Raw genomic sequence first — 13789 nt, 5'->3', positions numbered from 1 at the left:
GCGAACGAAGCGATCCAACCCAACATGAAGGAAAGAGAATGAACGCACCGAACTCGCTATTGCGCGATATCCCCGACGATGCGGGCAGCCCGGCTTTTTCGCCGACCGATGCTCCGGCGGCGGCCGGAAACGCCGATGCGCCCGATCTGTATCCGCCGATCGAACCGTATGCCGCGGGCGTGTTGCCGCTGAGCGACGGTTACACGATGCCCTACGAGCTTTGCGGCAATCCGGACGGCCTGCCCGCCGTCGTTTTCCACGGCGGTCCCGGCGCGGGCTGCACGGCTACGCATCGCCGCTATTTCGATCCCCGGGCCTACAAGATCGTGCTGTTCGACCAGCGCGGCGCCGGGCGCTCCACGCCTTACGCCGGCATTGCGCACAACACTACGCCCAAGCTGGTGGAAGACATCGAACGGTTGCGCGCCCATTTGGGCATCGAGCGCTGGGTGGTGTTCGGCGGTTCGTGGGGTTCCACCCTGGGGCTGGCTTATGCCGCTGCGCATCCGCAGGCGTGTCTGGCGCTGATCCTGCGCGGCATCTGGTTATGCCGACCCGAAGACGAAACCTGGTGGTTCGACGGCATCCGCACCTTCTTTCCCGAATATTGGAACGACTTCGCCGCGCACATACCGGAAGCGGAGCGCGGCGATCTGCTCGGCGCTTATCTGCGCCGCCTCACCGACCCGGATCCGGACGTCCACTTGGCCGCGGCGAAGGCGTGGGACGTCTACGAAACCCGCTGCTCGACGCTGCTGCCGCCCGATCCGTCGGAGCTGGCCGAACCGCCGCGCCTGTCGATGGCCCGGATCGAAGCGCACTACATGCGCCACGCTGTCTTCATGGGCGCGGGCGAACTGCTCGCCTCGGTGCCGCGGTTCCGCCACGTGCCCGGCGTCATCGTGCATGGACGCTACGACATGCTGTGCCCGGTGGACGCCGCGATCGCATTGGCTCAGGCGTGGCCGGAAGCGCAACTGCAGATCGCGCCCGACGCCGGCCATTCGGCCCTGGAGCCGGGCATCCGCAGCCGCCTGGTCGCCGCCACAGACCGGTTCCGCGTACTGGTCGGCTGATCATCGGCGCCGCTGATCCGCCGACATACCGCCGACTTCGGCGTGGAGTAGTGTATGGGGCATGTCCGCCGAAGCGCCCATGCCCGCCGCCGTCACCCTGCGCCCGCTCGAACGCAGCGATCTGCATTTCGTCCATCTGCTCAACAACAATCGCAGCGTGATGGGTTACTGGTTCGAGGAACCGTACGAATCGTTCGTCGAACTGGAGCAGTTGTACAGCAAGCACATCCACGACCAGAGCGAGCGGCGTTTCATCGTCGAAGACGGCGGCGGCGAACCGGTCGGCCTGGTGGAATTGGTCGAAATCGACCACCTGCACCGGCGCGCCGAATTCCTGATCATGATCGCGCCCGAACGCCAAGGCCGTGGCTACGCGCGCGCGGCGACGCGGTTGGCGATCAACTACGCCTTCCGCGTCCTCAACCTGTACAAGCTCTATTTGCTGGTCGACGTCGACAACACCCGCGCAATCCGTATCTACGAAGGCCAGGGCTTCCGGCGCGAAGGCGTGCTGGTGGACGAATTCTTCAGCGATGGCCGCTATCGCAGCGTGATCCGGATGTGCCTGTTTCAACACCAGGCTCTGGGCCAGGAGCAGGAGCGACGGGACGACTGAGCCGACCCCAAGCATCGAAGGGCTCTGGACGGCGCAATTCGGACCGGCGTAGATTGTGAAGGCGCCTGTTGGGGTAAGGGCGCCGTCTCTAGGGGGAGAGGCGACCTGTGGGGTCTGGCGTCCACCGATCGCTGAAGAGGGCTGAATGAGCGCACCCGAGCCAATGGCTTCGCTTGAGACCGCGCTCGCCCATGCTTCCCGACTGCTCGCCACCGACCCGGCCCTGGCCGGCGAACAGGCCGGCGAAATCCTGAAAGTCGCCGCCGGCCACCCCGTGGCCAGGCTACTGCTGGGCGCCTCGCGCTCGGCGCTGGGCGATGCCGAAAACGCGATCGAGATATTGGACCCGCTGGCGCGCGAACAGCCGCGCTCGGCGATGACCCAGTTCGAACTGGGCATGGCGCTGGGCCGCGCCGGCCGCGGCGACGAGGCGATCGGGGCGCTGAAGCGCGCGGTCGCGCTCAAGCCGGAGATGCCGCAAGCGTGGCGCGCGCTGGGCGACCACTTGTTCGCCAGCGGCGATACCCAAGGCGCCGACGAAGCCTATACCCGCCACGTCCGTTACTCGACCCGCGACCCCGGCCTGCTCGCCGCCGCCACGGCCTTGTGCGAAAACCGCATCCCCGAAGCCGAAACGCTGCTGCGCGAGCATCTGAAGCAAGCGCCGACCGACGTCGCCGCGATCCGCATGCTCGCCGAAATCGCCGCGCGGCTGGGCCGCGACGACGATGCCGAACTCCTGCTCGCGCGCTGCCTGGAATTGGCGCCGAGCTTCGATGCGGCGCGGCAGAACTACGCGCTGGTGTTGAACCGGGCCAACAAGCATGCCGAGGCGCTGGCCGAGATCGATGCTTTGCTGGAGTTGGACCCGCAGCATCCCGGTTACCGCAATTTGAAGGCGGTGATCCTGTGCCGGGTCGGCGATTACGCGCCGGCGATCGAGCTGTACGACGGCGTGCTGGGCGAATACCCGCGCAACGCCAAGATCTGGATGAGCTATGGCCACGCGCTGAAGACCGCCGGCCACCGCGATCGCGCGATCCGCGCTTACCGCCGCAGCATCGAACTGGATCCCGGTTTCGGCGAAGCGTATTGGAGCCTGGCCAATCTGAAGACGTTCCGCTTCGATGCGCAGGACCTGGCCGCGATGCGCCGCCAGTTGGAGCGCGCCGATCTGGATGCCGAGCATCGCCTGCATTTCGAATTCGCCTTGGGCAAGGCCTTGGAGGACGCGGCCGAATACGCCGATTCTTTCGAGCACTATCGGCGCGGCAACGCGTTGCGGCTGGAGCGGGTGCCGTACAGCGCGGACGACCATTCGGCGCGCGTGCGGCGCTCGAAGGCGCTGTACACCCGCGAATTCTTCCGCGAACGCGAAGGCTGGGGCGCCGACGCGCCCGATCCCATCTTCATCGTCGGCCTGCCGCGCGCGGGCTCGACCCTGATCGAGCAGATCCTGTCCAGCCATTCGGCCGTCGAAGGCACGATGGAACTGCCGGAAATCCTGTCGCTGACCCGCGAGCTGCGCAAGCGCACCGCCGCGCCGCGCAGCACCGCCTACCACGAGGTGCTCGCCGAACTCGCGGCCGACGAATTGCGCGAACTGGGCGAGCGTTATCTGGAGCGCACCCGCATCCACCGCAAGCGCGGCGCGCCTTTCTTCATCGACAAGATGCCTAACAACTTCGCGCACCTGGGTTTGATCCATCTGGCCCTGCCGAACGCGCGCATCGTCGATGCGCGCCGCCACCCGCTGGCCTGCGGCTTTTCCGGCTTCAAGCAGCATTTCGCCCGCGGGCAGAGCTTCACTTACAGCCTGGACGACATCGGCCGCTACTACCGCGACTACATGGACCTGATGGCGCATTTCGACGCGGCGCTGCCCGGCCGCGTGCATCGGGTGATCTACGAAAACATGGTCGACGATACCGAAGCCGAAGTCCGCAAGCTGCTGGATTACTGCGGCCTTCCGTTCGAAGCGCAATGCCTGCGCTTCTTCGAGAACGAGCGCCCGGTGCGCACCGCCAGTTCCGAACAAGTGCGGCAACCGATCTACCGCGAAGGCGTCGACCATTGGCGCCATTACGAATCCTGGCTGGGGCCGCTGAAGCAAGCTTTGGGCCCAGTGCTCGATGTTTATCCGTCCGTACCCCGAGAGCTGCAACCCACATAACCAGAAGTCCTAGGCATCCACCGAGGAGACCAGCGTGCGAGACATCAGAAGAACGAGCAGGCGGATCGATCCCAAGACGTTGCACCGATTGCCGTTGGCGGCCGCCGTCTGCATGGCCTGCGCCGCGCCGGCCTGGGCGCAGGACGCGCAGACGCCACCGGCGCCGTCCACGCCCGAAACCCGCGCCAGGACGCTGGATACGGTGACGGTGACCGCGCAGAAGCGCGTGGAGAACCTACAGAAAGTGCCGATCAGCATCCAGGCGATCGGCAATGCGCAGCTGGAGCAGCAGCAGGTCGCCGACTTCGACGACTACGCGAAGATGATCCCCAGCCTGTCCTACGGCACCGCCGGCGGCGGCGTGTTCTCGGGCCCGGGTTTCGTGCAGGTGTACATGCGCGGCGTGGCCAGCGGCGGCGACGGCAACCATTCCGGTTCCAAGCCGAGCGTGGGCATGTATCTGGACGAGCAGCCGATCACGACGAACCAGGGCGCGCTCGACATCCACATGTACGACATCGAGCGCGTCGAAGCGCTCGCCGGCCCGCAAGGCACGCTGTACGGCGCCAGTTCGCAGGCCGGCACGGTCAAGATCATCACCAACAAGCCCGATCCGTCCGGATTCGCCGCCGGTTACGGCATCGAGGGCACGTCGATCAAGGACGGCGGCATCGGCCACATCTTCGAGGGCTTCGCCAACCTGCCGATCAACAGCAACGCCGCGGTGCGCCTGGTCGGCTGGCAGAAGTACGACGCCGGCTACGTCGACAACGTGCGCGGTACGCGCACGTTCCCCACCTCCGGCATCACCATCGACAACGCCAACCGCGCCGACGACGACTACAACGACGCCGAGACGATGGGCGCGCGCGCCGCGCTGAAAGTGGACCTGAACGACAACTGGTCGATCATGCCGCAGATCATGGGCCAAAAGATGGTCGCCAGCGGCAGCACCGGCTACGATCCCAGCGTCGGCGATCTGAAGGTCAAGCATTTCTACAACGAATCGTCGAAGGACCGCTGGAACCAGGCCGCGCTGACCGTGGAAGGCAAGATCGGCAATTTCGATCTGGTGTACGCGTTCTCGCGTCTGACCCGCAACGTGGATTCGGAATCCGACTACAACGATTACGGCTTCTGGTACGACACGCTAGCCGGCTATGGCGCCTACTTCTACAACGATGCCGGCGAACTCATCAATCCGTCGCAATACATCCAGGCCCGCGACGGCTACCGGATGACCAGCCACGAGCTGCGCCTCACTTCGCCGGCGGAAAACCGGCTGCGCCTGGTGGCGGGCGTGTTTTGGCAGGAGCAGAAGCACGACATCCACCAGCGCTACCGCGTGGACGATCTGGCCTCGGTCCTGTCGGTGAGCGGCTACGAGGACACCATCTGGCTCACCGAACAGGACCGCAAGGACCGCGACGAGGCCGTATTCGGCGAACTGACCTTCGACATCACCGACAAGCTGTCGGTCACCGGCGGCGGGCGCTGGTTCCGCGCCAACAACAGCCTGCGGGGCTATTTCGGCTTCGCCGAAGGCTATTCATCGCAGAGTTCGTTGGATCCCGCATTCCGCTACGGCGAAGCGGGCTGCCGCGCGCGTTACGGCGATCCTTCCAATTGGGTCAAGTACGAAGGTGCGCCCTGCGAGAACTTCGACAAGACCGTGAAGGAAGACGGCTCGCTCGGCCGTTTCAACATCACCTACGACATCAGCGATACCAAGCTGGTCTACGCGACCTGGTCGGAAGGCTACCGCCCCGGCGGCATCAATCGGCGCGGCACGCTGCCGCCCTACCTGTCCGACTTCCTCACCAACTACGAAGTCGGCTGGAAGACCACCTGGGCCGACAACCGTCTTTCGTTCAATGGTGCGATCTTCCGCGAGGACTGGAAAGACTTCCAATTCGCGTACCTGGGCCAGAACGGCCTGACCGAAATCCGCAACGCGGGCCAAGCGCGCATCGACGGCATCGAAGTCGATCTGAACTGGGCGGTGAATTACAACCTGACCATCACCGGCGGCTTCGCCTGGTACGACGCCAAGCTCACCGAAACCTATTGCGGTTTCACCGACCTGTCCGGCAACGCGATCAGCGTCTGTCCGCCCGGCACGATCAATCCGCAGACCGGCGATCCGGTGGACGGGCCGCAGGCGGAGTCGGGCACGCGCTTGCCGTTGACGCCCGAGTTCAAAGGCAGCCTGATCGGCCGCTACACCTGGGATGCGGGCCAATACGAGCCTTATTTCCAGGCCTCGGTCTTCCATCAGGGCGACCGCATCACCGATTTCCGTGCGGCCGAACATGCGTTGATGGGCGATCTGGATGCTTACACCATCGTCGACCTATCCGGCGGCGTGAAGCGCGGCAGCTGGTCGCTGGACGTGTTCGTCAAGAACGTGTTCGACAAACGCACCGAACTGACCCGGTTCGCGCAGTGCGCGACGCTGACTTGCGGCAATCAGCCGTACACCGTCAGCACACCGCCGCGGACGATCGGAGTGAGGTTCTCGCGGGAGTTTTGACGAGCGGTCTTTGGGTTGTCCTTCTCCCGCCGGGAGAAGGTGCCCGAAGGGCGGATGAGGGTTCGGTGCGCGACTGCAGCTCCGCGCTCGCGCCGAACCCTCACCCCAACCCCTCTCCCGATAGGAGAGGGGCTCATGGGTTGATTAGTTCTTGGGCACAGGCCGCACCGGCAACGGCACATTGCACAGATCGATATGCCCGGCCGGGTGCTTGTACCACTCGTCGCGGCGGTTGCGCCGCGCTTCGGTCGCTTCCTTGAAGGCCACGCTGTCGGTCTTCAGCAACTGCAGCGGAAGGCGTTCGGCTTCCGGTACTTCGGAGGCCAGCTTGATCGAAACGATCGGCACGCGCCGTTCGGTTTCCTTGTAGAAGCCCATTGGTTCGGGTCCGCGCGGAATCACGCTGAGCAGTTCCATGCCTTGCACGACGCGGCCGACCACGGTGATGTTGCGGTCCAGCGCGCGCGGCGATTGGCCGGTGGCGACGTAAAGCTCGGTGCCGTTGCTGCTGTCCGCGGCGACGTCGCGGCCCGCGCCGAGCGTGCCGTAGCAATGCGCCAACCACGTCTTGCCGGATTTCGGATCGCGTCCGGCCGGGAAACCGTCGGAGAAGCCGACTTGCGGCGCCCACCCGTCGCTATCGGGCAACGCGTCGAAGGCCAGTCCTGCGCTGGAGCGTTCGAACTCGGCCGGCAGTTTCGCTTTCGCGCCGGTGGAAAGCGGCTTGCGCTGCTTCTCGTCTTCGGTCGGATCGCCGAACTGGACGACGAAGTTGTCCTGCGACCGGTAGATGCTCAAGCCGTCCCAATAGCCGCCGCGCGCCAGCGCCTTGATGTTGGCGACGTGCTCGGGCGCGAAACCGGGGGCCAATTCGATGATCACCCGGCCGGCTTTCAGGTCCATGTACAGCGTATTCGCCGGGTCGAGCGTGCGCCAAGCCGAAGCGGGTGCGGCGTCGACGATTTCCTTGGCCGATTTCACCTTCGGCTTCTCGGCGTTTTGCTGCGCTTGCAGCATGGGTGCGAAGGCAAGCAGCAGCGCGGCGCACAGCAGGTTCTTACGCATGGCTCTCTCCGGTGAGTCGCGCGAGTGTACTGGCCGCGGCGGCGATTCGGGAATCTTGGCCACAGAATCCCAACTTTCAGGGGTTGGCAGCGGCCCCAAGGCTGCGACAATGGGCGACCCGCTTTTGTAGAGTCGAGCTTGCTCGACTGCTCTTGATTCCGACCATAAAAGCAGTCGAGCAAGCTCGACTCTACGGTTCGCGGCGGGCCCGCTGCAGCGAACGCCAGGAGGCGCCGTGCAATCCCCCGTGATTTCCATCAAGAACCTCAGCAAGACCTACAAGTCCGGCTTCCGCGCGCTGAAGAACGTGAACCTGGACATCCGCCGCGGCGAGATCTTCGCGCTGCTGGGCCCGAACGGCGCCGGCAAGACGACGCTGATCAGCATCGTCTGCGGCATCGTCAACGCCAGCGAAGGCAGCGTCGTCGCCGACGGCCACGACATCGCCGCCGAGTACCGCGCCGCGCGTTCGAAGATCGGGCTGGTGCCGCAGGAGCTGTCCACCGACGCGTTCGAGAGCGTCTGGGCCACGGTCACCTTCAGCCGCGGCTTGTTCGGCAAGCCGCCGAATCCCGCTTATCTGGAAAAAGTGCTGCGCGACCTGTCGTTGTGGGACAAGAAGGACAGCAAGATCATGGCGCTCTCCGGCGGCATGAAGCGGCGCGTGCTGATCGCCAAAGCCTTGTCGCACGAACCGCAGATCCTGTTCCTGGACGAACCCACCGCCGGCGTCGACGTCGAGCTGCGCCACGACATGTGGGAAATGGTGCGCAAGCTGCGCGAGAGCGGGGTGACCATCATCCTGACCACGCACTACATCGAGGAGGCCGAAGAAATGGCCGACCGGATCGGCGTGATCAGCAAGGGCGAGCTGATCCTGGTCGAGGACAAGCGCACGCTGATGCGCAAACTGGGCAAGAAGCAGTTGACCGTGACCTTGCGGAATCCGCTCGACAGCATGCCCGAGGCGATATCCGACCTGCCGCTGGAGTTGGCCGAGAACGGCCACGCGCTGGTCTACACCTTCGACACGCAACAGGAGGAAACCGGCATCGCTTCGCTGCTCAAGCGCTTGGGCGACCAAGGCATCGATTTCAAAGACCTGCATTCCAGCGAGAGCTCGCTGGAGGACATCTTCGTCAGCCTGGTGCGAAACAATCGCGAAGGAGCGGCGGCATGAACCTGCATGCGATCCGCGCGATCTACCGGTTCGAGATGGCGCGCACCTTCCGCACCATCACCCAGAGCATCGCTTCGCCGGTGCTGTCGACGTCGCTGTATTTCGTGGTGTTCGGCGCGGCGATCGGCTCGCGGATGGGCGACATCGACGGGGTCGGCTACGGCGCCTTCATCATCCCCGGCCTGATCATGCTGACCCTGCTCAACGAGAGCATCTCCAACGCCTCGTTCGGCATCTACATGCCGAAATGGGCCGGCACCATCTTCGAGCTGCTGTCGGCGCCGGTGTCCTATATCGAGGCGGTGATCGGCTACGTCGGCGCGGCGGCGACCAAGTCGGTGATGCTGGGCGTGCTGATCCTGATCACGGCGCGGTTCTTCGTCGATTACGAAATCGCGCATCCGTTCTGGATGATCTGCTTCCTGTTCCTGACCGCGATCACCTTCAGCCTGTTCGGCTTCATCATCGGGCTGTGGGCGGACGATTTCCAGAAATTGCAGGTGATCCCGCTGATGATCGTCACGCCGCTGACTTTCCTGGGCGGCGCCTTCTATTCGATCAAGATGCTGCCGCCGATCTGGCAGAAGATCACGCTGTTCAATCCGGTGGTGTACCTGATCAGCGGGTTCCGCTGGAGTTTCTACGGCAACGCGGACGTGGACGTGCGGATCAGCGCCGTGGCGATCGTCGGATTCCTGGGGCTGTGCTTGTTCGTGGTCTGGTGGATCTTCAAGACCGGGTACAAGTTGCGCAACTGACCGCTTTTGATCTTGTGGGAGGGGCTTCGGCCCCGACGAAGCTGTCGGGGCCGAAGCCCCTCCCACAAGAGCGGGCTCAGGCGTACTTGGCGATGAACTCGCGCACCCGCGGATACACCTGCTCGCGCCAGCGGCGGCCGCTGAAGATGCCGTAGTGGCCGGCGCCGCGCACGGTGTAGTGCAGATGGTTTTCCTCGGCGATGCCGCTGCACAGCTTGTGCGCGGCGCGGGTCTGGCCGCGGCCGGAGATGTCGTCCAACTGGCCTTCGATGGTCATCAGTGCGCAGTCGCGGATCTTCGACGGGTCCACGCGCTCGCCGCGCACGTCCCACAAGCCGCGCGGCAGCAGGAATTCCTGGAATACGATCCGGATCGTGTCCAAGTAGTACTCGGCCGGCATGTCCAGCACGGCGTTGTATTCGTCGTAGAAGCGGCGATGGGCATCGGCGTCCTGCAGGTCGCCGCGCACGAGGTCTTGGTAGAAATCCCAGTGCGATTGCAGGTGCCGGCGCGGATTCATCGCCAGGAAGCCGGCGTGCTGCAAGAAGCCCGGATACACCTGGCGGCCACGGCCGGGATAAGGGTAGGGCACGCTGTGGATGACGTTGTTGCGGAACCAGCTGAGCGGCTGCTCGGTGGCCAGGTCGTTGACCTCGGTCGGGTTCTCGCGCGGGTCGTTCGGGCCGCCCATCATGATCATGCTGCGCGGCGTTTTTTCGCCGCGCGCGGCCATCAGCGAAATCGCCGCCAGCACCGGCACGGTCGGCTGGCAGACGCTGATCACGTGCAGGTTGTCCGCGCCGATGTGGCGGATGAACTCTTCGATGTAGGCGACGTAATCGTCCAGCCCGAACGCGCCTTCTTCGGTCGGCACCATGCGCGCGTCGACCCAGTCGGTGATGTAGACCTTGTGGTCTTGAAGCAGCGTGCGCACCGTGTCGCGCAGCAACGTCGCGTGGTGGCCGGACAGCGGCGCGACCACCAGCACGGTCGGGTCGTCCTTCAAGTCCGCGATGTTGGCCGCATCGTCGGTATAGCGCTTGAAGCGCAGCAATTTGCAGAACGGCTTGCTCAGCGCCTCTATTTCGGCGACGGGCACGGTATGGCCGTCGATGTCGATCGAGTGGATGCCGAATTCGGGTTTCTCGTAATCCTTGCCGATCCGGTAGAACAACTCGTAGTTCGCGGCCAGGCGATGCGCGCCCGGCAGCGCCGCGAACGGGCTGCTGGGGGCGGTGAGGATCTTGGCGTTGGCCTCGGCCCAATAGACGAAGGGGCTGAGCCAGGAGCGGGTCATTTCGTGGAGCTGATAGAGCATGGCGGCGGGCGGGCTCTTTGCTGCAATGCACAAGAGTAGCCGATTCGGATGAACGCTGCCGCAGGGTGAGCCTTGGCCGCCGGCGCCGGGTGTTCGACGGCGACAAACCCTTAGACATAGACACAGGTGACGGTTGGCCGGATGGCGATGGTGGCCAAGGCCCACCCTAACTAATGGCATATGCACTATAGCTAACTTAGCAATAGCATTCCCATCAACCTAGCGGGCCTGCCGTGACCGACACCGACCTCCAGCTCAAGAAATTCCAGAAGGAACTCAGCGCGGGCACCGTGTCGCTGACCTTACTGGCGGTGCTGGCCCGGGCCGGCGAGCCGATGTACGGCTACCAGATCGCCAAGCAACTGGAACGCTTCGGAGAGGGCGTGCTCAGCGGCAAGCAGAGCGCGCTGTATCCGGTACTGCGCAACTTGGAGGCTTCCGGACTGCTCGGCAGCCATGTGGAGCCGTCGGTGGCCGGGCCGCCGCGCCGTTACTACCGCATCACCGCGCAAGGCAGCGACGTGCTGCGCGAGTGGGCCGCCGCCTGGCGCGCGACCCGCGATTCCGTCGATTCCGTTCTCGAGGGGCTGATCCCATGACTCGTACGCCGTCCACCATTCCCGAATACCTGGATCAGCTGCGCGTCGCCTTGGCCGGAGCCGATCCGGCGTTGATCCAAGACGCCCTGTACGACGCCGAAGAATATCTGCGCTCCGAAATGGCCGAAAACCCGGGCAAGGGCGAAGCCGAAGTGATCGCCTCGGTCGCCGGCAGCTACGGCGCGCCGGAGGAAGTGGCCGACATCTATCGCGATACGGAAGTGACGGTGAACAAGGCCTTGCGTCCGCCGCCGCGTCCGCCGCGCCGATCGCTGCTGGGCGGCTTCTTCGGTGTGATCGCCGATCCGCGCGCCTATGCCGCGCTGTTCTACATGCTGCTGTCGCTGGCCACCGGCATTTTCTACTTCACTTGGGTGGTGGCCGGCGCTTCGATGTCGGCGGGCTTCGCGGTGCTGATCATCGGCATTCCGTTCGTGATCCTGTTCTTCGGCTCGGTGCGGGTGCTGTCGCTGGTGGAAGGCCGCTTGGTCGAAGCGATGCTGGGCGAACGCATGCCGCGGCGCCCGCTGTACGCCGACCGCGGCAAGCCGTGGACGCAGCGCATCGTCGACATGTTCACCGATCCGCGCACCTGGCCGACGATGCTGTATTTCCTGGCGATGCTGCCATTGGGCATCGCGTACTTCACCCTCGTCGTCACGCTCACCGCTGTCTCGTTGGCGTTCGTGGCGGCGCCGCTGGCGGTGTGGTTTTTCGGCGCCGATGCGGGCGTCAGCGTCGACGGCTGGCAGATATTGACCATCAACGACGATATCGTGAGCACGTCGCTGTATCCCTGGTCGTTGCCGCTCCTGTTCGTGGTCGGCATCCTGATGCTGTTCGCGACCCTGCACCTGGCGCGCGGCATCGGCAAGTTGCACGGGTTGTTCGCCAAGCATCTGCTCGTGAAAAGCGCCGCCTATTGATTTTCGTAGCCCGGGTGCGCTTTCCTACCCGGGCTACCGAAGCGGTGCCGTCGTATAGTGGCGCCATGGCCGCGCGCGACCCCTTCGTCGACTATCTGCTGGAATTGCTGGCGCCGTTGGGCGCCACCTCGGCGCGGCGGATGTTCGGCGGTTGGGGCGTCTACGTCGACGGCCTGATGGCCGGCCTCGTAGCCGAAGAAACCTTCTATTTGAAGACCGACGCCGAAACGCGTTCGGAGTTCGAACAGGTCGGCTCGGCGCCTTTCGTGTTCGAAGGGCGCGGCCGCATCGTGGAAACCAGTTATTGGTCCGCGCCCGAGACGGCGATGGACTCGCCCGATGCGATGCGCCCGTGGGCGCAACGGGCGCTGGAAGCCGCGCGGCGCAAACCCGCGGCCAAGCCGAAGCGCAAGAAAAAGGTCAGCTGATTTCCAGCGCGGTCGCGTCGCCGGCCAACCCCGGCGACAACCAGCAATGCGAACCGGCTTGGCGCAAGCCCAGCGCTTCGAAGCGTTTGCGGTAGAAAGAAGCGGGGCGGTTGCGGAACTCGTCCTCGTCGCCTTCGGCTTCGTCTTCGCGGGCGAACGTTTCCAGGAAGGCGACGCCGCCGCACAGTTCGACCAGTCCCGGCAGGCCGCGGTCGAGTTCGCGGGCGGAAAGGTAATGCAGCACGTCGCTGCAGACCAGCAGGTCGGCCGGCGCGCACGGCCGCAGTTCGGCGAAATCGCCGAAGCGAGCCAGGTGCAGGTTGCGGCGGGAGCCGTAGCGCCGCACCGCGTACTCGCTGCCGTCGAAGCCCAGATACCGCAGCTTCGGCCGTAGCTTCAGCAGCGGCGCGCGCCAGGCGCCTTCCCCGCAGCCGATATCGAGCACGCTGCGGATCGGCCGCTGCAAATGGTATTCCGCTACCGCGACCGCCATGGCGACCTTGCGCGCGAGCCGGGCGTTGCCGCCGATCCAGCTCTCCCGGTACCAGCGTTGGAAATACCGCGCGTCGTATTGCTTGCCCATGTGTCGGAATGCGGCCATCGTCGTATCATCCTAGCGCGAACGACTCGGAGCCGCGCATGCAAGCCTATCTGTGGACCAAGACCGCGCACGTGGTGTTCGTGATGGCCTGGATGGGCGGCGTGTTCTATCTGCCGCGGATCCTGGTCAACATCGTCGAAGCCGGCGGCGACGCCGCGGTGCGGGCGAGGCTGATATTGATGGGCCGCCGGCTGTACCGCTTCGGCCACATCATGTTCGGCTTGGCCGCGGCGTTGGGGCTGACGCTGTGGCTGCACTTCGGCATCGCCGGCGAATGGCTGCACGCCAAATTGGTGCTGGTGATCCTGATGTTGACGCACTACATCGTGGCGGGCCGGTGGCTGAAGGGCGCCGATGCGGGACGCGCACTTCCATCGGCCAAGACCTTGCGATTGTTCAACGAGGCGCCGGTCCTGCTGTTGATCGGTGTGGTTTACCTAGTGCTGGCCAAGCCTTTCTGAAGCGCTCTGGTGTGTGCCGTACCGGCCGTTCCATGGCCGGGTCCGGCTTCGATCG

At 64.9% G+C, this 13789-nt stretch carries 13 protein-coding genes; 10 read left to right on the top strand and 3 right to left on the bottom strand.

The genetic code is table 11. The annotated features are described in order from the left end of the window. Positions 1-38: 38 nt before the first annotated feature. From pip to FCE95_RS06025, 4 genes are all read left to right on the top strand, one after another. Entirely contained in the window at positions 39-1076 is a 1038-nt protein-coding gene (pip, locus tag FCE95_RS06040) for a prolyl aminopeptidase (protein ID WP_137266037.1), read from the top strand. A gap of 79 nt (positions 1077-1155) precedes the next feature. After that, positions 1156-1692: a spermidine N1-acetyltransferase gene (speG, locus tag FCE95_RS06035; RefSeq protein ID WP_137266036.1), complete on the top strand. Its 537-nt coding sequence runs from the start codon at positions 1156-1158 to the stop codon at positions 1690-1692. A gap of 145 nt (positions 1693-1837) precedes the next feature. Then, entirely contained in the window at positions 1838-3865 is a 2028-nt protein-coding gene (locus FCE95_RS06030; RefSeq protein ID WP_137266035.1) for a tetratricopeptide repeat-containing sulfotransferase family protein, read from the top strand. 34 nt (positions 3866-3899) lie between these two features. After that, complete coding sequence (locus tag FCE95_RS06025; protein WP_317616473.1) at positions 3900-6398, top strand: TonB-dependent receptor; 2499 nt, start codon at positions 3900-3902, stop codon at positions 6396-6398. 144 nt (positions 6399-6542) lie between these two features. Here FCE95_RS06025 and FCE95_RS06020 read toward each other — a convergent pair whose 3' ends face one another. Beyond that, a complete protein-coding gene (locus FCE95_RS06020; RefSeq protein WP_137266034.1) occupies positions 6543-7463 on the bottom strand; it encodes a peptidylprolyl isomerase in 921 nt (306 codons plus the stop codon). Positions 7464-7698: 235 nt separating this feature from the next. Between FCE95_RS06020 and FCE95_RS06015 the strand changes: the two genes are divergently transcribed. Next, complete coding sequence (locus FCE95_RS06015) at positions 7699-8643, top strand: ABC transporter ATP-binding protein (RefSeq protein ID WP_137266033.1); 945 nt, start codon at positions 7699-7701, stop codon at positions 8641-8643. Continuing rightward, positions 8640-9401: an ABC transporter permease gene (locus FCE95_RS06010; RefSeq protein ID WP_137266032.1), complete on the top strand. Its 762-nt coding sequence runs from the start codon at positions 8640-8642 to the stop codon at positions 9399-9401. The genes FCE95_RS06015 and FCE95_RS06010 overlap by 4 nt, the downstream gene beginning before the upstream one ends. Positions 9402-9477: 76 nt before the next feature. Here FCE95_RS06010 and FCE95_RS06005 read toward each other — a convergent pair whose 3' ends face one another. After that, positions 9478-10719, bottom strand: a complete 1242-nt coding sequence (locus FCE95_RS06005; RefSeq protein ID WP_137266031.1) for a polyhydroxyalkanoate depolymerase — start codon at positions 10717-10719, stop codon at positions 9478-9480. Positions 10720-10952: 233 nt separating this feature from the next. On the opposite strand from FCE95_RS06005, the gene FCE95_RS06000 reads away from it, so the two are divergent. The 3 genes from FCE95_RS06000 to FCE95_RS05990 all read left to right on the top strand — a co-directional run bounded on the left by FCE95_RS06000 (position 10953) and on the right by FCE95_RS05990 (position 12672). Beyond that, positions 10953-11318, top strand: coding sequence for a PadR family transcriptional regulator (locus FCE95_RS06000; protein ID WP_137266030.1), 366 nt, complete (start codon positions 10953-10955; stop codon positions 11316-11318). Next, a complete protein-coding gene (locus FCE95_RS05995; protein WP_137266029.1) occupies positions 11315-12244 on the top strand; it encodes a sensor domain-containing protein in 930 nt (309 codons plus the stop codon). Before FCE95_RS06000 ends, FCE95_RS05995 begins: the two co-directional genes overlap by 4 nt. A gap of 65 nt (positions 12245-12309) precedes the next feature. Next, positions 12310-12672 carry a TfoX/Sxy family protein gene (locus FCE95_RS05990; protein ID WP_137266028.1) on the top strand — a complete coding sequence of 121 codons (363 nt, stop codon included), beginning with the start codon at positions 12310-12312 and terminating at the stop codon, positions 12670-12672. Here the strand turns inward: FCE95_RS05990 and FCE95_RS05985 are convergent. Continuing rightward, positions 12665-13255, bottom strand: coding sequence for a class I SAM-dependent methyltransferase (locus FCE95_RS05985; protein ID WP_137266475.1), 591 nt, complete (start codon positions 13253-13255; stop codon positions 12665-12667). The genes FCE95_RS05990 and FCE95_RS05985 overlap by 8 nt on opposite strands. 56 nt (positions 13256-13311) lie before the next feature. On the opposite strand from FCE95_RS05985, the gene FCE95_RS05980 reads away from it, so the two are divergent. Next, complete coding sequence (locus FCE95_RS05980; protein WP_137266027.1) at positions 13312-13734, top strand: CopD family protein; 423 nt, start codon at positions 13312-13314, stop codon at positions 13732-13734. Positions 13735-13789: the final 55 nt, after the last annotated feature.

The organism is Luteimonas gilva (assembly GCF_005239095.1).
Lineage (GTDB): Bacteria > Pseudomonadota > Gammaproteobacteria > Xanthomonadales > Xanthomonadaceae > Luteimonas_C > Luteimonas_C gilva.
Note: the sequence above shows the minus strand (reverse complement) of the source record. Positions and strands in the feature narration are given on the sequence as shown.